The 18,668-nt window shown below is 64.7% G+C and carries 15 protein-coding genes; 10 read left to right on the top strand and 5 right to left on the bottom strand.

What is annotated here, in order from left to right; genetic code table 11:
- Positions 1 to 21: 21 nt before the first annotated feature.
- From FXB40_RS38130 to FXB40_RS38120, 3 genes are read right to left on the bottom strand one after another with little or no spacing between them, the layout of a single operon-like run.
- Complete coding sequence (locus FXB40_RS38130; RefSeq protein WP_148777413.1) at positions 22 to 1,767, bottom strand: ATP-binding response regulator; 1,746 nt, start codon at positions 1,765 to 1,767, stop codon at positions 22 to 24.
- Complete coding sequence (locus tag FXB40_RS38125) at positions 1,737 to 3,815, bottom strand: sensor histidine kinase (protein ID WP_246208241.1); 2,079 nt, start codon at positions 3,813 to 3,815, stop codon at positions 1,737 to 1,739. Before FXB40_RS38125 ends, FXB40_RS38130 begins: the two co-directional genes overlap by 31 nt.
- Before the next feature lie 5 nt (positions 3,816 to 3,820).
- The gene (locus tag FXB40_RS38120) at positions 3,821 to 4,816 is read right to left on the bottom strand and encodes a TRAP transporter substrate-binding protein (protein ID WP_148777412.1); all 996 of its coding nucleotides are present in this window, start codon (positions 4,814 to 4,816) and stop codon (positions 3,821 to 3,823) included.
- Positions 4,817 to 5,018: 202 nt separating this feature from the next.
- Between FXB40_RS38120 and ugpB the strand changes: the two genes are divergently transcribed.
- From ugpB to FXB40_RS38070, 10 genes are all read left to right on the top strand, one after another.
- The gene (ugpB, locus tag FXB40_RS38115; protein ID WP_246208237.1) at positions 5,019 to 6,344 is read left to right on the top strand and encodes a sn-glycerol-3-phosphate ABC transporter substrate-binding protein UgpB; all 1,326 of its coding nucleotides are present in this window, start codon (positions 5,019 to 5,021) and stop codon (positions 6,342 to 6,344) included.
- Between the two features lie 237 nt (positions 6,345 to 6,581).
- Complete coding sequence (locus FXB40_RS38110; protein ID WP_187437456.1) at positions 6,582 to 7,529, top strand: aminoglycoside phosphotransferase family protein; 948 nt, start codon at positions 6,582 to 6,584, stop codon at positions 7,527 to 7,529.
- Between the two features lie 370 nt (positions 7,530 to 7,899).
- Positions 7,900 to 9,522: an ABC transporter substrate-binding protein gene (locus FXB40_RS38105; RefSeq protein ID WP_148777409.1), complete on the top strand. Its 1,623-nt coding sequence runs from the start codon at positions 7,900 to 7,902 to the stop codon at positions 9,520 to 9,522.
- Positions 9,523 to 9,528: 6 nt separating this feature from the next.
- Positions 9,529 to 10,542 carry an ABC transporter permease gene (locus tag FXB40_RS38100; protein WP_148777408.1) on the top strand — a complete coding sequence of 338 codons (1,014 nt, stop codon included), beginning with the start codon at positions 9,529 to 9,531 and terminating at the stop codon, positions 10,540 to 10,542.
- Between the two features lie 9 nt (positions 10,543 to 10,551).
- Positions 10,552 to 11,451, top strand: coding sequence for an ABC transporter permease (locus FXB40_RS38095; protein WP_148777407.1), 900 nt, complete (start codon positions 10,552 to 10,554; stop codon positions 11,449 to 11,451).
- Between the two features lie 94 nt (positions 11,452 to 11,545).
- Positions 11,546 to 13,264 carry a dipeptide ABC transporter ATP-binding protein gene (locus FXB40_RS38090; protein WP_148777406.1) on the top strand — a complete coding sequence of 573 codons (1,719 nt, stop codon included), beginning with the start codon at positions 11,546 to 11,548 and terminating at the stop codon, positions 13,262 to 13,264.
- 19 nt (positions 13,265 to 13,283) lie between these two features.
- On the top strand, positions 13,284 to 13,463 hold the full coding sequence (locus FXB40_RS38085; protein ID WP_164938943.1) for a DUF4089 domain-containing protein: 180 nt from the start codon (positions 13,284 to 13,286) through the stop codon (positions 13,461 to 13,463).
- Positions 13,464 to 13,470: 7 nt separating this feature from the next.
- Entirely contained in the window at positions 13,471 to 14,868 is a 1,398-nt protein-coding gene (locus FXB40_RS38080; protein ID WP_187437427.1) for an AtzE family amidohydrolase, read from the top strand.
- A 1-nt stretch (position 14,869) separates the two neighbouring features.
- A complete protein-coding gene (hpxZ, locus tag FXB40_RS38075) occupies positions 14,870 to 15,262 on the top strand; it encodes an oxalurate catabolism protein HpxZ (RefSeq protein ID WP_148777405.1) in 393 nt (130 codons plus the stop codon).
- Between the two features lie 4 nt (positions 15,263 to 15,266).
- Positions 15,267 to 15,989: a GntR family transcriptional regulator gene (locus tag FXB40_RS38070; protein WP_187437426.1), complete on the top strand. Its 723-nt coding sequence runs from the start codon at positions 15,267 to 15,269 to the stop codon at positions 15,987 to 15,989.
- 108 nt (positions 15,990 to 16,097) lie between these two features.
- Here FXB40_RS38070 and atzF read toward each other — a convergent pair whose 3' ends face one another.
- Both atzF and FXB40_RS38060 read right to left on the bottom strand, forming a co-directional pair.
- A complete protein-coding gene (atzF, locus tag FXB40_RS38065) occupies positions 16,098 to 17,903 on the bottom strand; it encodes an allophanate hydrolase (RefSeq protein ID WP_148777599.1) in 1,806 nt (601 codons plus the stop codon).
- A 206-nt stretch (positions 17,904 to 18,109) separates the two neighbouring features.
- Positions 18,110 to 18,604: a MarR family winged helix-turn-helix transcriptional regulator gene (locus FXB40_RS38060; RefSeq protein ID WP_148777403.1), complete on the bottom strand. Its 495-nt coding sequence runs from the start codon at positions 18,602 to 18,604 to the stop codon at positions 18,110 to 18,112.
- Positions 18,605 to 18,668 lie beyond the last annotated feature (64 nt).

Genomic DNA, 18,668 nt, shown 5'->3' with positions numbered 1-18,668 from the left:
CTCAGATCTCGGCACTCAAGGTTACGATAGTTCGGTCGCGGGCAGGGTGATGGTGAAGGTCGAGCCCTTGCCCGGGCCGTCGCTCTCGGCGGTTACCTCGCCGCCATGCATGTCGATAATACGCTTGACGATGGACAACCCAAGCCCCGTCGAGCTCTCACCTGCTGTCGGTTTTGCGGATAGCCGCTGGAACCGGCCGAACAGGCGGCCGAGATCCTCCGGTGACAGGCCGGCGCCCTCGTCGCTGACGCGGATGACGGTGTCATTGCCCTCATGGGTGACCGCGACGGTGATCTTGCCGGCGATCGGCGAGTATTTGATGGCGTTGCTGATCAGATTGTCGATCGCTTCGCGGATACGGTCGGTGTCGCACATGGTGACGAAATTGGGCGGCGCCGTGACGCTGATCGCCTGCTGCTTGTTGACCGCGAGCGGCTGGTTGGCGTCCGCGACCTCCTTCACCAGGGCTGCGACATCGACCGGCTCGCGGCGGATGGTGATGTCGAAGGCGTCAGCCATCGCGTCCGAGATCAGATGGTCGACCATCGTGGTCAGGCGCTTGGTGGCGTCGCGGATGTGATCGACCTGGGCGACCACGCCGCTCGCCGACGCGCCGGTCGAGATCAGCTCCTTCAGCATCTCGGTGCGGCCGAGGATGACGCCGAGCGGGTTCTTCAGATCGTGTGCGACGGTGCCCAGGATCTCGTTCTTGAAGCCGTTGGCGCGCTGCAGCCGCAGCCATTGTGCCGACAGCCGCCGATTGGCCTGCATCAGCGCGCGGGTGCGCTGGGCGACGCGGTCTTCCAGCTGGGTGTTGGCGTCCTGGAGCTGCTGGTAGAGGATGACGTTGTCGAACGCGATCGAGAGCCGGCTGGAGAAGATCTCGACCAGCGAGCGGTCGGTTTCCGACAGATCGCGCTCGGACTGCAGCAGCACCACGACCTCGCGGCCGGAGCCGGTGCGCAGATAGATCACGCTGCGATGGTCGGCGAATTCGTTCTTGCGGCGCTGGAAGGCGGCTTCGACCATCTCGCGCAGATCGGGGTCGAGCGCCTTCGACGAGGTGGTGCCGATGAAGCGGCTGTAGCAGCCGCTGCCCGCGAGCACCGAGAGCTCGGGATCGACGCCGCCATTGTCGCGCAGAACCAGTATGCCGGCGCAGTCGACATTGAGCAGCGAGGCGAGCTGGGTCAGCACGCCCTCGGCGAGTCGCTGCATCGACTTGAAGTCGTACAGCGTCGAGGCGGCATCGATGATGATCTCGAGCCCGCGCCGCGTCTGCACCATGCGCTCGAGCTGCTGGTAGGAGCGCAGCGCCGCGGTCAGCGAGGTGAACAGCTTGTCGGCGGTGAGCTCGGTCTTGGCCTTGTAGTCGTTGATGTCGTACTGCACGATCACGCGCCGCTCCGGCGCCTGGCCGGGCTGTCCGGTGCGCAGGATGATACGCACGGTCTCGTTCTTGAGCTCGTTGCGGATGTATTCGACGAGCTCCAGGCCGGCGACGTCGGTCTCCATGATGACGTCGAGCAGCACCGCGGCGATGTCGTTGTGCGCCGCCATCAGCTTGCGACCTTCGGCCGCGGAATGGGCGGAGAGGATTTCCAGCCCCTGGCCGTTCAGGTTGTAATCGGACAGCGCAAAGCGGGTGCCGTCATGCACGGCCGGATCGTCGTCGATGACGGCGATCTTCCATTTCCGGGCGTCCATATCCTCCGACGCGGTACCGGTGTCGTCGATCAGGTGGAGGACATCGTCCTGTTCGGCCATTGCGAAGTCCCGTCACTTTCTGTGCTTTGCGCGCCGCCCTTGGCGATCCGCGGCATGATAATCCGAAAAGTAGTGCCTTGTCCCAGCTTGGATTCCAGCATCATCCGCCCCCCGAGCTGCTGGGTGACGAGGTTATAGACGATATGAAGCCCGAGTCCCGTGCCACCTTCATTGCGCCGGGTGGTAAAGAATGGGTCAAAGGCCTGGCGCTGCACGTCGGGGGTCATGCCGGCCCCGTCATCGGCGAAGATGATCTCGATATCGTCGGTGCCGCGCGGCCGCGCCGAGATCGTGATGGTGCCGGCGCGGCGGTCGGCGAAGGCGTGGTTGGCGGCGTTGAGGAACAGATTGGTCAGGATCTGGCCATAAGAGCCGGGATAGCCATCCAGCAGCAGCCCCTCGGGCACGTCGACCTTGAGCGTGATCGGCGAGCGCTTCAGCACGGGCTTAAGGCTCGCGATGATCTGGTCGGTCGCTTCGCTCAATGAGAATTGCCGGCGCTCGGCATGGGAGCGGTCGACCGCGACCTGCTTGAACGACTGGATCAGCTCGCCGGCGCGGGTGAGGTTGGCGACCAGCTGCTGCGAGGCATCGCGCGAGGACTGCACGAACTCTTCCAGCTGCGAGCGGCGCAGGCCGCCGTCGCCCCTGAGCTGGGCCTCGAAGATCTCGCTGCGTCGGGCAAAACTCGAGGCAACCGTCAGGCTGATGCCGATGGGGTTGTTGACCTCATGCGCGACGCCGGCGACGAGGCCGCCGAGCGCTGCGAGCCGCTCGGCGTCGATCAGATTCTGCTGCGCGGTGTTGAGCTCGAGCAGCGCGCTCTCGGCTTTTTCCTTCGAGGCCCGCAGCTCGTCCTCGGTCTCGCGCTTGGCGATCGCGTTCTCGCGGAACACCTCCACCGCGCGCGCCATGGCCCCGACCTCGTCGCGGGCCTTGGTGCCCTGCACCTCGCGGCCGAGATCGCCGAGCGTGATCGCGCGCATCGCCGCCATGATCTGCTGCAGCGGCAGCCGGATCGACAGCGCGATCAGCACGCCTGCGGTGAGGATGATGCCGAGGAAGATCACCGCGATCGACAGCACCCGCCGTGAAATGTCGGCCAGCGTGCGGTCGAACGTCTCCTGCGCCTTCTGCTCGCGCTGGCGCATCTTGGTCGAGAGATCGTCGATGGCGCCGATCGCCTCGGCCTGGCTGGCGTCGATGGTGTTGCGCAGCAGTTCGGTGCGGTTGGTGAGCTGCTCGGACAGTTTTGCAAAGCCCTCGCGCAGCGCCATGGTGCGGGCGGCGAGCTTTTGCAGCGCCATGCGCTGCAGATCGTTGTCGGCGAGATCGATCATGACCGGAATGGTCTTCTCGATCGTCTCGGTGTTGCGGCGCGCATCGTCGGCGGCGCCCGGCGACAGCGACAGATAGTAGGAGTTGGCCGCGACCAGCATCGCGGTGAAAGCCTCGCGCGACTTGCCGAGCGAGGGCCAGATCAGCGCGTCGCGATGGCCGGTGGCGCCCTCGATGATGGAGTAGAGGCCCGCCATGTCCTTGGCCGGGCCCTGCACCTGCTCTTCATAGGTCCTGGCGATGGTCGCCTGCACGCTGCGCAGCTCGCCAAAGCCGTTGAGGAAGCGGTCCGTGGTGCGCTCCAGCTCCTCGACCGAGCCCGACAGCATCGGGTCCTTGGCGGCACGGTCGGTCAGCGTGCCGAGCACGGCCTCGCGCAGCAGCAGGATCTCGGCGAACAGGTCCGGGCTCGGCTGGTTGATGTAGCGGTGGATCAGGTTCTGCAGGCGTCCGGTCTCGCTTTCGAGCAGCGCCAGGATGCGGTCGGATTCGCGCACCTGGCGGACGTCGTCCCAGGCCGAGCCCAGCACCTGCGCGCCGTTCCAGATCATCGCCACCAGCACGATCACGACGGCGGAGTTCAGCGCCGCGATCGACAGGATGCGCCAGCGGATCGGCACCGCCCGCAGCACGCCGACGAGGCGCGCGCGCGTCCGCCCGATCGGGCCGGGCGGCCGCTCTGCGAGCTCGCTGTGTCCGGGCGCGGCCAGTCGTGTCACTCCACCTTGCGAATGCGTTCGATCAGCGCGGCCGCGGCGGGGTCCTTCGCGGCCTTGGCGTAGATCGGCGCCATCGCGTCCTCGAACGGCTTGCGGTCGATGTCCTTGATCACCGTGATGCCGGCGGCTTCCGCCTTGCGCTGCGACTGCTCCTCGAGGTCGCGCCACTTCTCGCGCATGAACTGGCTGGAGCGCAGCGCGGCCTCACGGAAAATCTGCTGGTCGTCGGCCGACAGGCTCTTCCAGGCCTTGAGCGAGATCACCAGCACCTCCGGGCTCATGGTGTGCTCGGTCAGGGAGTAGTAGCCGGCATGTTTGTAATGGTCGGTGGTCACGAAGGATGGCCAGTTGTTTTCGGCGCCGTCGATCAGACGGGTCGCGAGCCCCGTGAGCACCTGCCCATAGGGCAATTCGACCGGCTCGGCGCCGAGCGAGCGGATCATCTCGCTCATCAACTCCGATTGCTGCACCCGGATCCGCAATCCCTTGAGATCGGCGATGCTCTTCACCGGGCGGACCGCATTGTAGATCGAGCGCGCCCCGGAATCGTAGAAGGCGAGCCCGACGAAGCCGTAGGGCTCGAAGCTTCCCAAAATCTCGTTGCCGATCGGCCCGTCCAGCACCTTCTGCATGTGCTCGATGGACCGAAACAGGAACGGCATGGCGAGCACGTTCATCGCCGGAACGAAATTGCCGATCGGGGCCACATTGGTCCGGTTGAGGTCGATCGCGCCGGCGCGGGTCTGCTCGATCGTCTCCTTCTCCTCGCCGAGCTGGCGGGAGTGAAACACCTTGATCTCGTGCCGGCCGCCGGTGCGCTCGGCGATCAGCGCGCCCATGTAGCGCAGCGCCTGGACGGTCGGGTAGTCCTCGGTCTGGGTGTCGGCGGCGCGGAATTCACGCGCAGCAGCGCCCGTCGCGTAGATGGCGAGCAAAAGCGCGACGAAGATCACCCCGGTCCGTGAGAGTTCGGCACGGTTCAGCACTGGCACACTCAACCCCTCGGAGATGGAGTCTATGGCGGGACCAAAAGGTTCAATGCAATCTAGCAGATGGTAAAGGGAAGGCCATCCCGGGTCGGGTCCCCGGGCGATTGTGCGGCGCGGCCCGTCTTTATTCCCGGTTGAAACCGCTTGTGTCGCGCCTTAAGCAGGGTCCGGTCGCCTTTTGCCGCTTGATCCGGGAAGAGCCATCGTGAGTTCAGCATTGCGCCTTTTGCAGGTCGCCGCCGCCACCTTGGCCCTCGCCTTGAGCTGCGAGGCGCGCGCCGCCACCGACATCGCGTGGTGGCACGCCATGTCGGGCGAGCTCGGCAAGCAGCTCGAAAAGCTCGCCTCCGACTTCAACACCTCGCAGTCCGATTACCGGATCGTGCCGAGCTACAAGGGCAGCTACACTGAGACGGTGACCGCTGCGATCTTCGCCTTCCGCTCCCGCAGCCAGCCCGCGATCGTCCAGGTCAACGAGGTCGCCACCGCCACCATGACCGCGGCCAAGGGCGCGATTTATCCGGTGTACAGCATGATGCGCGACATGGGCGAGCCGTTCTCGCTCAACGACTATCTTCCAGCGGTCTCCGGCTATTACACCGATGCGAGCGGCAATCTGCTGTCGTTCCCGTTCAACTCGTCGACGCCGATCCTCTATTACAACAAGACCATGTTCCGCGACGCCGGCCTCGATCCCGAGACGCCGCCGAAGACGTGGCCGGAGCTTGGCGTCATTGCAAAGCGGCTGCGTGACCGCGGCGCCGTCTGCGGCTTCACCACGTCCTGGCCGTCCTGGATCCATGTCGAGAATCTTTCGGCGTTTCACAATCTGCCGCTGGCCACGCGCGCGAATGGCTTTGCCGGCCTCGATGCGGAATTGACCATCAACAATCCGGTCGTGGTCAAGCACATCGCCCAGCTCGCCGAATGGCAGAAGACAAAACTGTTCGACTATAGCGGCCGCGGGCAGTCGGCCGAGCCGCGCTTCCAGAACGGCGAATGCGGCATCTTCATCGGCTCCTCGGCGACGCGCGCCGACATCAAGGCGAATTCGAAGTTCGAGATCGGCTACGGCATGATGCCGTATTGGCCCGACGTGAAAGGTGCGCCGCAGAACTCGATCATCGGCGGCGCCACGCTGTGGGTGCTGCGCGACCGTCCGCGCGAGGAATACAAGGGCGTGGCGCGGTTCTTCGCCTATCTGTCGCAGCCGGGCGTGCAGGCCGCCTGGCATCAGAACACCGGCTATTTGCCGATCACCCGCGCCTCCTTCGAGCTGACGCGCGCGCAAGGATTTTACGAGCGCAATCCGGGCTCGGCGATCTCGTTCGAGGAAATCACGCTGCATCCGCCGACCGAGAACTCGAAAGGCATAAGGCTCGGCTCCTTCAACCTGATCCGCGGCACGATCGAGGAGGAGCTCGAGCAGGCTTTTGCGGGCCAGAAGAGCGCGCAAGCCGCCCTCGATGCCGCAGTCGAGCGCGGCAACAAGCTCCTGCGCCAGTTCGAGCGCGCCAGCCCGGATCGGTAGCAGCAGCCAGAGCGCGTGCCTCGTCCTTCGAGACGACCGCTCCGCGGTCTCCTCAGGATGAGGCTAAGCGGCATGGGTGCCCGCCGAACTTGCTGCCGCGCACTCCGCCCTCATCCTGAGGAGCCCGCGAAGCGGGCGTCTCGAAGGATGGCCGCAGGGAATCCTGCTTTCGAAATGCATTTGCTCTTCCCGTAGCGGCAGGGCATTTCTCTTCCGATGACAATCAAGTTGGTTGCGATGTCGATGACACTGCCTCACTTCGCCGACGCGAAAACCTTTCGCGCCTGGCGCTCCGATCCGCCGCAATGGCTGCCGATCGCCCTCGACATCGCCCGCAGCCACGGCATCGACGTCAGCGCGCCGCATGTGTTTTCGACCGGCACCAATCTCGTGGTCGGGCTCGGCGAAAAACTGATCCTGAAAATTTTCCCGCCGCTGCTGCGCGCTCAATTCGTCTCCGAGCGCGGCTCGCTGATGCAGCTTGCGGGCCGGCTTCATCTGCCGATCCCCGAGATCGTCGCGGAGGGCGAGCGCGATGGCTGGCCTTATCTCGTCATCGCGCGCCTCGCCGGCATGCTCGGCTCGGAAGTGTGGCCATCATTGCCGGAAGCGCAGAAGGAGCGCGTGCTGCGCCAGATTGGCGAGACGATTGCCGCCGTGCAGCGCGTGCCGCTCGGCCTGCTCGCAGAGATCGAGCCGCGCTGGGATGCGTTCATGCGCACACAGATGCTGGGCTGTCGTAACAGGCACACGCGTCTCGGCCTCGCGCCAAAATTCCTTGAAGGCCTCGACGGTCTCCTGCGCGATGCGGCAACCCTGATTCCGATGGACGCGCCGCCGGTGATCCTGATCGGCGAGTACATTCCGGAGAACTTTTTGCTCGCTTGCCACGACGGCGACTGGTCGCTCGCCGGCCTGTTCGATTTCGGCGACGTCCGGGCGGGCTGGCGCGATTACGATCTGCTCGGCCCCAGCGCCTTCATGTCGGCGGGCCGGCCGGGGAGGGTGCGCAGCCTGCTCGAAGGTTTTGGCTACGAAAAGCCGGACTACGCGCTGAAGCGGCGCCTGATGGCGCTGCTGCTGCTGCACCAGGCCAGTGACCTCAACAGTCACATCTGCATCGAGGGCTGGCAGGACAAGGCGGATGATCTGGTCGCGCTGCAGGAGTTGGTCTGGGCGGAGTGATCGCCCCATCAGCCGTCATTGCGAGCGTAGCGAAGCAATCCAGACTGCGTCCGCGGAAAGATTCTGGATTGCTTCGCTACGCTCGCAATGACGGGTTCGAGGGCGCGCTTTCATCCTCTTGATAGCTCGCGGAGGTGATAGGGCATCGTCGCGCACATTTATTAGGCCGCAGGCCGCTTCAGTCTATTTAATAAGCAAATGCTCTGCTTTGTATGCAATGCATAAGAGCTGAGCGTTGGCGCTCCGTCACTGATTTCTAGGATTTAGATGCGATATCAATTGCATAAGCCGAAGCTAACCTCTCGTTAAGCCTTGGCACGAACCTTGCGAATCCAGTTCCAACCAAAAACTTTTGAGTTGGAGCATCCTCATGAAGCGCCGCGATTTCCTCAAGTCCGTTTCCGGATTGGCCGCCGGCGCGACGCTTCCGGCGATGCCACAGGTGGTTTCCTCGGCCTATGCCGACGCGCGCTCGGAGACGCTGCTGATCGTCTCGGAAGGCGGCCCGAACAATCTCGACATCCACGGCGTCGGCACCAACGTGCCCGGCTATGAAGTGTCCTGGAATTGCTACGACCGGCTGATCAGCCACGAGATGAAGGTCGGTCCCGGCGGCGTGCCCTATTACGACCGCGACAAGTTCAAGCCCGAGCTCGCCGAGGAGTTCAAGATCGACGACATGTCGGTCACCTTCAAGCTGCGCAAGAACGCCAAATTCCACGACGGCACGCCCGTCACCGCCAAGGACGTGAAGTGGTCGCTCGATCGCGCCGTCAGCGTCGGCGGCTTCCCGACCTTCCAGATGAGCGCGGGCTCGCTGACCAAGCCGGAGCAGTTCGTCGTCATCGACGACCATACGGTGCGCGTCGACTTCCTGAAGAAGGACAGGCTGACGGTCCCCGATCTCGCCGTCATCGTGCCCTGCATCGTCAACTCCGAGCTCGTGAAGAAGAACGCCAACGAGAAGGATCCCTGGGGTCTCGAATTCACCAAGCAGCAGACGGCGGGCTCCGGCGCCTACAAGGTGACGAAGTGGACCGCCGGCACCGAAGTGATCATGGAGCGCAACGAGGATTGGGTCTGCGGTCCGCTGCCGAAGATCAAGCGCGTCATCTGGCGCATGGTGCCGCAGGCCGGCAACCGCCGCGCACTGCTGGAGCGCGGCGACGCCGACATCTCCTACGAACTCCCGAACAAGGATTTCCAGGAAATGAAGGCCAGCGGCAAGCTCAACGTGGTGTCGCTGCCGTTCTCCAACGGCATCCAGTATATCGGCATGAACGTCACCAAGCCGCCGTTCGATAATCCAAAAGTCCGTCAGGCGGTGGCCTACGCGCTGCCCTATCAGAAGATCATGGATGCCGTGATGTTCGGGCTGGCGAACCCGATGTTCGGCGCGGCAAAGGACAAGCCGACCGAAGTCGCCTGGCCGCAGCCGCACAAATACAACACCGACATCGAGAAGGCGAAGACGCTGATGGCGGAAGCGGGCCTCGCGGGCGGCTTCGAGACCACGATCTCGTTCGATCTCAACTTCGCCGGTGTCAACGAGCCGCTCTGCGTGCTGGTGCAGGAGAGCTTGGCGCAGATCGGCATCAAGACCACCATCAACAAGGTGCCCGGCGCCAACTGGCGCACCGAGTTAAACAAGAAGGAGATGCCGCTCTTCACCAACGTGTTTTCGGGCTGGCTCGATTACCCCGAATACTTCTTCTACTGGTGCTATCACGGCAACAATTCCGTCTTCAACACCATGAGCTACAAGTCGGCGGAGATGGACAAGCTCATCGACGGCGCGCGCACCGCAGCCGCCACCGGCGATATGGCGACCTACGACACCGACGTCAAAGGCTTCGTCGATCTCGCCTACACCGACATCCCGCGCATCCCGCTGTACCAGCCCTTCGTCAACGTCGCGATGCAGAAGAATATCAGCGGCTACCAATACTGGTTCCACCGCCGCCTGGACTATCGCGCGATGGCGAAGGGGTGAGGCGTCATGCTCACCATGATTGGCAAGCGCCTGATGTTCGCGATTCCCTCGCTGATCGGCGTCGTCATCGTCACATTCCTGCTGACGCGCGCGCTGCCGGGTGATCCGGCCGCGTATTTTGCGGGGCCCGCCGCGACCAAGGAAGCGGTCGAGCAGATCCGCAAAAAGCTCGGTCTCGACAAGCCGCTGATCGAGCAGTTCTTCCGCTACACCAACGATCTCGCGCATGGCGATTTCGGCAACTCGCTCACGACAGGCCAGCCGGTCGCAGCCGAAATTCGCAACCGCCTTCCGGCGTCCGCCGAGCTGACGCTGCTCGGCCTGATCGTCTCCATCGTCATCGCCATTCCGCTCGGCGTGCTGGCTGCAACAAGACCGGGATCATGGATCGATCATCTCTGCCGAATAACAACGACGGCCGGCGTCTCGCTGCCGGTGTTCTTCACCGGCCTGGTGCTGGTCTATTTCTTCTACTTCCGGCTCGGCTGGTCTCCGGCGCCGCTCGGGCGTCTCGACGTCTTCTACAGCGCGCCGCAGACCGTGACCGGCTTCTATCTGATCGACACGCTGATCGCGCGTGACTTCGAAGCGTTCCGCTCGGCGCTGAGCCAGCTCATATTGCCCGCGACGACGCTCGCGATCTTCTCGCTGGCGCCGATCGCGCGCATGACGCGCGCCTCGATGCTGGCAGTGTTGTCGTCGGAGTTCGTCCGCACCGCGCGCGCCAGCGGCCTGTCACCGGCAACCGTCATCGTCACCTATGCCTTTCGCAATGCGATGCTGCCTGTGATCACCACGCTCAGCATGGTGTTCTCGTTCCTGCTAGGGGCCAACGTGCTGATGGAAAAAGTGTTCGCCTGGCCCGGCATCGGCTCCTATGCGGTGGAAGCGCTGATCTCGTCGGACTTCGCGCCGGTGCAGGGTTTCGTGCTGACCATGGCCGTGATGTACGTGCTTTTGAATCTCGTGATCGACATTCTCTATGGCGTGATTGATCCACGCGTCAGACTTGAAGGCTAGGGGGACATAATGAGCTCCGTTGCGCCTGCTGTTGAACCGGCCGGTCCCGCGCGAACCTCGGGACTCACTGCGATCCTCGAACAGACCCGCTATGTGCTTGGCGAGAACAAGGTCACGGGCTTTTCTTTCGCCCTACTGATCGTCATTCTCCTTGCCGCGGTCTTCGGCCCATATGTTGTGCCGTACGATCCGCTCGCCTCCGACACCGCAGCGGCGTTGAAGGCACCGTCGGCGGCGCACTGGTTTGGCACTGACCAGTTGGGCCGCGACATCTTCAGCCGCGTCGTGGTGGCGACGCGGCTCGATACCTTCATCGCGGTCGCCTCCGTCGTGCTGGTGTTTTTGATGGGCGGCCTCGCCGGCATCGCGGCGGGCTATTTCGGCGGCTGGACCGATCGCATCGTCGGCCGCATAGCCGACACCATCATGGCGTTCCCGCTGTTCGTGCTGGCGATGGGCATTGTCGCAGCACTCGGCAATACCGTGCAGAACATCATCCTCGCTACCGCCATCGTCAACTTCCCGCTCTATGCCCGCGTCGCGCGCGCCGAGGCGAATGTCCGCCGCAATGCTGGCTTCGTGCAGGCGGCGCGTCTCTCCGGCAACGGCGAATTCCGCATCCTGCTGATGCACATCCTGCCGAACATCATGCCGATCATGATCGTGCAGATGTCGCTCACCATGGGCTACGCCATTTTGAATGCTGCAGGCCTGTCGTTCATCGGCCTCGGCGTCCGTCCGCCAACCGCCGAATGGGGCATCATGGTCGCCGAGGGCGCGGGCTTCATGGTGTCGGGCGAATGGTGGATCGCGCTGTTCCCCGGCCTCGCACTGATGATCGCCGTGTTCTGCTTCAACCTCCTCGGCGACGGCCTGCGCGACATCGTCGACCCCCAGCGGAGGACGTGATGGCTCATTTTCCGCGAAAATTCTCCAATGATTCCAACGCCGTTCTACTGTGCATGGGGTTGTTTTCGAGCTCTTTGAGTGACGGGAGGCATTCATGACCGCCCAGCCGTTGCTCGACGTCCAGGACCTCACGGTCGAATTCAGCACCCGCCGCGGCATCGTCAAAGCCGTGCAGCACGTCAACATCTCCGTCGCCAAGGGCGAGACGCTCGCCATCGTCGGCGAGTCCGGCTCCGGCAAGTCGGTGACATCCTACGCGGTGATGCGCATCCTCGACCGCGCCGGCAAGATCGCCGAAGGCTCGGTGATGTTTTCGGGCATCGACGTCAAGGCTGCCACCGAAGGCCAGATGCGCGATTTGCGCGGCCGCGAAGTCTCGATGATCTTCCAGAACCCGCGCGCGGCGCTGAACCCGATCCGGAAAGTCGGCGACCAGATCGAGGACGTGCTGCGCACCCATGTGCAGCAGGCCATGGTTTCGGACCACGGCGAAAAGGCGATCGAGGCGCTGGAACAGGTCAAGATCGCCCGCCCCCGCGAGCGCTATCACGCCTATCCGTTCGAGCTCTCCGGCGGCATGTGCCAGCGCGTCGTCATCGCCCTCGCGCTCGCCTGCAATCCGCAATTGCTGATCGCGGACGAGCCGACCACCGGCCTCGACGTCACCACGCAGAAGGCGGTGATGGACCTGATCGTCGAGCTGACCAAGCGCAAGGCGATGTCGACCATCCTGATCACCCACGACCTGGGTTTGGCGGCCGCCTATTGCGACCGCGTCGTGGTGATGGAAAAGGGCCGGGTGGTCGAGACCGCCAAGGCCGCCGACATCTTCGCCAACCCGCAGCACCCCTACACCAAGAAGCTGATGCGCGCGACGCCGCGGCTCGGCGTGAGCTTGCGGGATCTGTTGCCGGAGGAGGAGGGCGCTGCGGCCGCGGAGTCCGCCCCGGCCGCCGTGGCAAGTGCAGAGGGCCAAAAGCCGCTCCTGCTCATCGAAAAGCTCGTCAAGGAATATCCCCGCCAGGGCGCCACCGCCACGCTCGGAAAACTGTTCGGCCGCAAGCCGCCCGTTGAGCCGGATGTGTTCCGTGCGGTCGACGGCATCAGCTTCTCGATCGGCCACGGCGAGAGCGTTGGCCTTGTCGGCGAATCCGGCTGCGGCAAATCGACCACGTCGATGATGGTGATGCGGCTCCTGGACCAGACCTCCGGCCTGATCCAGTTCGACGGCGAGGACATCGGCGCCATCGCGCCTGCGTCCTTCGCCCGGCTGCCGCAGCGCAGCCGCATCCAGATGGTGTTCCAGGACCCGACCGACAGCCTGAACCCGCGCTTCACCGCCGCCCGCGCCATCGTCGACCCGATCATGCAGCTCGGTGACATCAAGGGGCGCGATGCGCTCCGCGCCCGCTGTGAGGAACTGGCCACCATGGTCGGCCTGCCGCACAATCTGCTGGATCGCTTCCCGCACCAGCTCTCCGGCGGCCAGAAGGCCCGCGTCGGCATCGCCCGCGCCATCGCGCTGCATCCAAAGCTCGTCATCCTGGACGAGCCGACCGCGGCGCTGGACGTCTCCGTGCAGGCGGTGGTGCTGAACCTGCTTCAGGACCTGAAAGCGCGGCTAGGTATGAGCTATCTGTTCGTCTCGCATGATTTGAATGTAGTGCGCTTGTTGTGCGATCGTGTCATTGTGATGCGGACGGGGCGGATCGTCGAGGAAGGCTCTTCCGAGAGGGTCTTGAGCGATCCGCAGGACGACTACACCAAGGAGCTGCTGACGGCGATCCCGCATCCGCCGTTGCCGGTGCACTGAGCGATTGTTTGGGAGCGTGATGGCCGAGCCGCTGGACGACTATATCGACGCCGTATCGAAAGCGCTGGCATTGCCGGTCGAGGACGCCTGGCGGCCCGCGGTGCGCGCCAATCTCGAAGTGTCGCTGCGGCTCGCCCGCCTGGTCGACGAATTCGCGCTGCCGGACGAGACCGAGCCGGCGCCGATCTTCACGGCCTGATGCTGCCATGACCACGAAGCCAGAGATGACGGCCTCGGAGATCGCGAGTGCGGTTGTGCGCGGCAAGATGTCCGCACTCGATGCCACGGAAGCGGCGCTCGCGCGTATCAAGCAGCACGACGGCGTTCTCAATTCCTTCACCGACGTCACCGCGGATCGCGCCCGCACGAAGGCACGCGCCGTCGACGCCGACATCGCTGCCGGCAAGACCGTCGGCCCGCTCGCCGGCGTGCCTTTCGCGGTGAAGAACCTGTTTGACGTCGCGGGTCTGCCGACGCGGGCCGGCTCGAAGATCAACCGCGATCTCGCACCGTCGAAGCGCGACGCGACCTTGATCGAGCGGATGGAAGCGGCCGGCGCTGTTCTCGTCGGCGCGCTCAACATGGGCGAATACGCCTACGACTTCACTGGCGAGAACATCCATGATGGTCCCTCGCGCAATCCGCATGACACGACGCGGATGGCCGGCGGCTCGTCAGGTGGCTCCGGCAGCGCCGTCGGCGGCGCGCTGGTGCCGATCGCGCTGGGATCGGACACCAACGGTTCGATCCGCGTGCCGTCGTCTTTCTGCGGCATCTTTGGTTTGAAGCCGACCTACGGCCGGCTGTCACGGGCGCGCTCTTTTCCGTTCGTCGCGAGCCTCGATCATCTCGGCCCGTTCGCGCGCTCCGTCACCGATCTCGCGCTCGCCTATGACGCGATGCAGGGCCCGGATGCCGACGATGCCGCCTGCACCACCACACGTGGCCTCGAGCCGACGCTGCCGCTACTCGCCAATCCGGTGTCGGACCTGCGCATCGCGATCGCCGGGGGCTACTTCCAGAAGAACGTGTTTCCGGAAGCCGTCGAAGCCGTCAGCCGTGTCGTCAAGGCGCTCGGCGCGACGAAGGTGGTCGATGTGCCCGAAGCCGCGCGCGCCCGCGCGGCGGCTTATGTCATCACCACCACCGAAGGCGCCTCGCTGCATCTCGATCGCCTGCGCAAGCGCCCCAACGATTTCGATCCGGCCGTGCGCGACCGGCTGATCGCGGGCGCCATGGTGCCGGCACCGCTGGTCGACCGCGCGCAAAAGTTTCGCCGCTGGTATCGCGCGCAATTCGCGGAGATCTTCAAGTCCGTCGATGTGCTGATCGCCCCGGCGACGCCCTGCACCGCGCCAAAGCTCGGCCAGGTGAATTTCAATCTCGACGGCGTCGATCTGCCGGTGCGCGCCAATATCGGCATCCACACCCAGCCGATCTCGTTCATCGGCCTGCCCGTCGTCGCAGTGCCGGTGCCGCTCGAACCGCTGCCGATCGGCGTGCAGATCATTGCTGCACCCTGGCGCGAGGACATCGCGTTGCGCGTCGCGCACGCATTGGAGAAGATGGGCGTGGTCGCCGCGCCGTCACCAAAAGGATTCTGAGATGGAGATCGATCTCCCCGACGTGATCGCGGAAGTCAAAGCCGCGTTCGAGCGCTATGAGCAGGCCCTTGTCAGCAACGACGTCGCCGTGCTCGGCGAGCTGTTCCGCAACGATCCTCGCACGCTGCGCTACGGCATTGGCGAGAACCTCTATGGCTATGAGGCGATCTCCGGCTTCCGCGCCGGCCGCTCGCCGGTCGGCCTCAACCGCCGCACCGCCAGGACGGTGATCTCCAGCTACGGCCGCGATACGGCTGTCGCCTCCACCCTGTTCTATCGCGACACGGCTCCCGGCAAGGTCGGCCGGCAGATGCAGACCTGGATTCGCTTCCCGGAGGGCTGGCGCGTCGTCGCTGCCCATGTCAGCATCATCGACGAGTCGAAAGAGACCTGACCGTATGACGCTTGACGATTTTCCGCCCGGGACACTGCCGGCCGAGCCGATGGTGCCGCGCGTCGACCGTGCCTCGCCATCGGTGCAGAAGGTCACGCGCGCCGAGGAACTGCGTCTCCAGCTTGCCGACGAGATCGTGCGTGGAACTCTCGCGCCCGGCGCGCCGCTGGACGAGACCGACATCGCAAGGCGCTTCAGTGTCTCGCGCACGCCGGTGCGCGAAGCGCTGCGGCAACTGGTCGCGAGCGGCCTGGTCGAGGCGCGGCCCCATCGCGGTGCGGTGGTCGCGCAGCCCTCGATCGAGCGTCTCACAGGCATGTTCGAGGCGATGGCGGAGCTGGAGGCGCTGTGCGCCGGCCTTGCCGCCGAGCGTATGTCGGCCGCCGAGCGTCATGGTCTCGAAGCGATCCACGAGGAGCTCCGCGTTCTCAGCTACGCCGGCAATCCCGACCGCTTCCACGAGGTCAACGAGCGATTCCACAACGCGATCTATGCGGGCTCGCAGAACGGCTACATCGCCGAGATCACGCTGGCGACGCGAGTCCGCGTGCAGCCATTCCGCCGCGCCCAATTCCGCAACCTCGGCCGTCTCGCCAAGTCGCAAGCGGAGCACGACCGCGTTGTCGTCGCCATCATGCGCGGCGACAAGCAGGGCGCGGCCGCCGCGATGCGCGCGCATATCGAGCTCGTGCGCGGGGAGTATGAGATTTACGCGGTGTCGGTGTGATTTCGTAGGTGCCGTAGGGTGGGCAAAGGCGCGAAGCGCCGTGCCCACCATCTTCCGCGATGATCTGGAATTTGGTGGGCACGCTCCGCTTTGCCCACCCTACGGTACCTAGGTTGTCGCGGCTTCCTTCATATATGCGCGCCAGCCGCCATACGCCGTGATGTCCCGCGCCTCGCCAAGCACCTCCGGTTCGACGAGAAAGCCCTTCACACTGCGACCGTCGGCGAGCTGGATCGTACCGATCGCCATCGGCGCAGGGATCGCGTTGACGAACTTCCCGAAGGCCGATGACGACAGCGACCAGATCTCCAGCTCGATCGACGCGCCCTTGCCGGCCTCGACACGCAGCAGGCCCGGCTTCGGCGGCGTGGTTTTCAGCGCATAGAGCTTGTAGTCCGGCGCGGTCTTGGTCGCCTCGATCAGCTTTGCATTCAGCGCCTTCAAGTCGCCGTTCAGCGCCATGCCCGAGAGATGCGCGCCGACCACGGCGATCGGGATCTCGTCGCCGCTGTCTGCGGGAAGCGCCGAAAGCGGCGCCTGCATCACGCCGTTCGCACCGACTGTCAACTTCGTATCGGCATGGAACACGCGTCCGATGCTCGCAAGCATCGCATCGCGGCCTGCGGGCGCCAGCAGCGTGATGCCGAATGGAATGCCGTCCGCGCGCATCGCTGCCGGCACGGCGAGGCCGCAGAGGTCGAGCAGATTGACAAAATTGGTGTAGGTGCCGAGCCGGCTGTTGAGCTCGATCGGATTGGCCAGCACCTGCGCGGTCGTGTAGGCCGTCGGCGCCGTCGGCAGCACCAGCGCGTCGATATTGGTAAAGGTGCGCTCGGCGATCTTGCGCAGGCCCTGCAAGCGGTAGAGCGCAGAGAAGGTGTCCGCCGCTGTCAGCCGTGCGCCGGCCGCGGTGATCTCGCGCGTGACCGGATGAATCGAGTCCGGGGCCGAGGCGAGCAGATTCTTGATCACGAGATAGCGCTCGGCAACCCAGGGGCCTTCATAGAGCAGCCGCGCCGTCTCGTAGAACGGTTCGAGGTCGAACTCGACCAGCTCAGCGCCGAGTGCGCTCCAGCGCTTCATGGCTTCGCCGTAAGCGGCTTCCGCCTTCTTGTCGCCGAAGAAGATCAGCTGCCCGTTACGCGGCACGCCCAGGCGCAGATTCGCCGGGAAGGGCGTGAGCGCGCCCAGCGGCCGGTCGCGTGAGAACGGATCGGCCTGGTCGGGACCGGCCATCACCGACAGCGCGAGCGCAGCATCATCGACCGTCAGTGCAAACACCGAGATGCAGTCGAGCGTGCGGCATGCCGGCACGAGGCCTGCGGTCGAGATCATGCCGAGGCTCGGCTTCAGCCCGACGATGTTGTTGAGCATCGCCGGCACGCGGCCGGATCCGGCCGTATCGGTGCCGAGCGTCAGCGGCACGAGCCCGGCGCCGACCGCCACAGCCGAGCCCGAGCTCGAGCCGCCGGGAATGAGGTCCTCACGAATCGAATTCTTGGGAATGCCATAGGGCGAACGCACGCCGACGAGACCGGTTGCGAACTGGTCGAGATTGGTTTTGCCGATGATGATCGCGCCCGCCGCGCGCAGCCGCTCGACCGCGGTCGAGTCGTGCGTCGGTGTATAGGAGAAAGCCGGGCAGGCCGCCGTGGTCGGAAAGCCCAGCGCGTCGATATTGTCCTTCACCGCGACCGGCACGCCATAGAGCGGCAGGCTGGCAGGGTCCTTCGCGGCAAGCTTTTCAGCCTCCGCGATCGCGTCCTTCTCGTCGCTCACGCTGATGAAGATGGCGGGATCGTTGTGGTCGCGGATGCGCTGATAGGTCCGCGCGATCGTCTGCGCCGGCGTCATCGTGCCCGCGCGATGCGCGGCCACGATCGCGGCGATCGTTTCAGGCTGCTCAGCCCCCATTTCAGCCTTCATGGCGATAAAACTCCGGCAACTTGTCTTCAGCCGGAATGAAGCAAGCGATGTGCCATTGTGTACATTATCCGGGCAGCGTGGCGGCTCCGGATACTATCGAAAAATCAGCAGCTTGTGGGATTTCTCGATGATCGATTGGGCGGACGTGCCAAGGCCCTGTTGCGGGCACTTGCCCAAATGATGAGCAGTCCGGATCAGGTGAAGCCAGCGAGGATCTGAAGCAGCTGCTCCCGGTTGGCCTTACCAATCTTCTCCTCGACATGCCGCTCGTGCTCGGCGGCGAGGCGTTTGAATTTGGCCAGTGCGGTCTCGCCCTGCGCGGTGAGATGCAGCGCATGCGAGCGCCGGTCCAATTTCGACTTGATCCGCTTCACCAGCTTGCGCTGCTCGAGGCTGTCGAGCAGATGCACCAGCCGGGCACGCTCGATGCCGAGGCGCTTTGCCACCGCCATCTGCGACAGGCCGGGATTGGCGCCGATCACGGTCAGCACCGAATATTGCGTCGGCCTGATGTCGACCTCGCCGAGCGTCTTGATGAAATCCTGAAAGATCCAGATCTGGAAGCGCCGCACCGCATAGCCGGCGTGGCCGACCAACGCGTCGAGGCCGATCTCGTCCGCGTCGATCCGCCGCGCAGCGCCATTGCCGGCGCGTTTGCGGGGGGAAGTCTGGGTTGCGCTGGCTGTCACATCGTGTCTCCTGCCGTGCGACCTTAGCGCCTCGACGGTGCCAACGGAAGATTGTTGTTGACGA

This window comes from Bradyrhizobium rifense (genome assembly GCF_008123425.1).
Taxonomy (GTDB): Bacteria; Pseudomonadota; Alphaproteobacteria; order Rhizobiales; family Xanthobacteraceae; genus Bradyrhizobium; species Bradyrhizobium rifense.
The sequence above is the reverse complement of the archived record's forward strand: the minus strand, read 5'-3'. Positions and strand labels throughout refer to the sequence as shown.

Bases quoted from the DNA above. Each gene is read 5' to 3' on its own strand.
- atzF (WP_148777599.1), bottom strand. From the start codon at position 17,903: ATGGGGGCTGAGCAGCCTGAAACGATCGCCGCGATCGTGGCCGCGCAT.
- FXB40_RS38070 (WP_187437426.1), top strand. From the start codon at position 15,267: ATGACGCTTGACGATTTTCCGCCCGGGACACTGCCGGCCGAGCCGATG.
- FXB40_RS38130 (WP_148777413.1), bottom strand. From the start codon at position 1,767: ATGGCCGAACAGGACGATGTCCTCCACCTGATCGACGACACCGGTACC.
- FXB40_RS38105 (WP_148777409.1), top strand. From the start codon at position 7,900: ATGAAGCGCCGCGATTTCCTCAAGTCCGTTTCCGGATTGGCCGCCGGC.
- FXB40_RS38100 (WP_148777408.1), top strand. From the start codon at position 9,529: ATGCTCACCATGATTGGCAAGCGCCTGATGTTCGCGATTCCCTCGCTG.
- FXB40_RS38095 (WP_148777407.1), top strand. From the start codon at position 10,552: ATGAGCTCCGTTGCGCCTGCTGTTGAACCGGCCGGTCCCGCGCGAACC.
- FXB40_RS38085 (WP_164938943.1), top strand. From the start codon at position 13,284: ATGGCCGAGCCGCTGGACGACTATATCGACGCCGTATCGAAAGCGCTG.
- FXB40_RS38080 (WP_187437427.1), top strand. From the start codon at position 13,471: ATGACCACGAAGCCAGAGATGACGGCCTCGGAGATCGCGAGTGCGGTT.
- FXB40_RS38110 (WP_187437456.1), top strand. From the start codon at position 6,582: ATGTCGATGACACTGCCTCACTTCGCCGACGCGAAAACCTTTCGCGCC.
- hpxZ (WP_148777405.1), top strand. From the start codon at position 14,870: ATGGAGATCGATCTCCCCGACGTGATCGCGGAAGTCAAAGCCGCGTTC.
- FXB40_RS38090 (WP_148777406.1), top strand. From the start codon at position 11,546: ATGACCGCCCAGCCGTTGCTCGACGTCCAGGACCTCACGGTCGAATTC.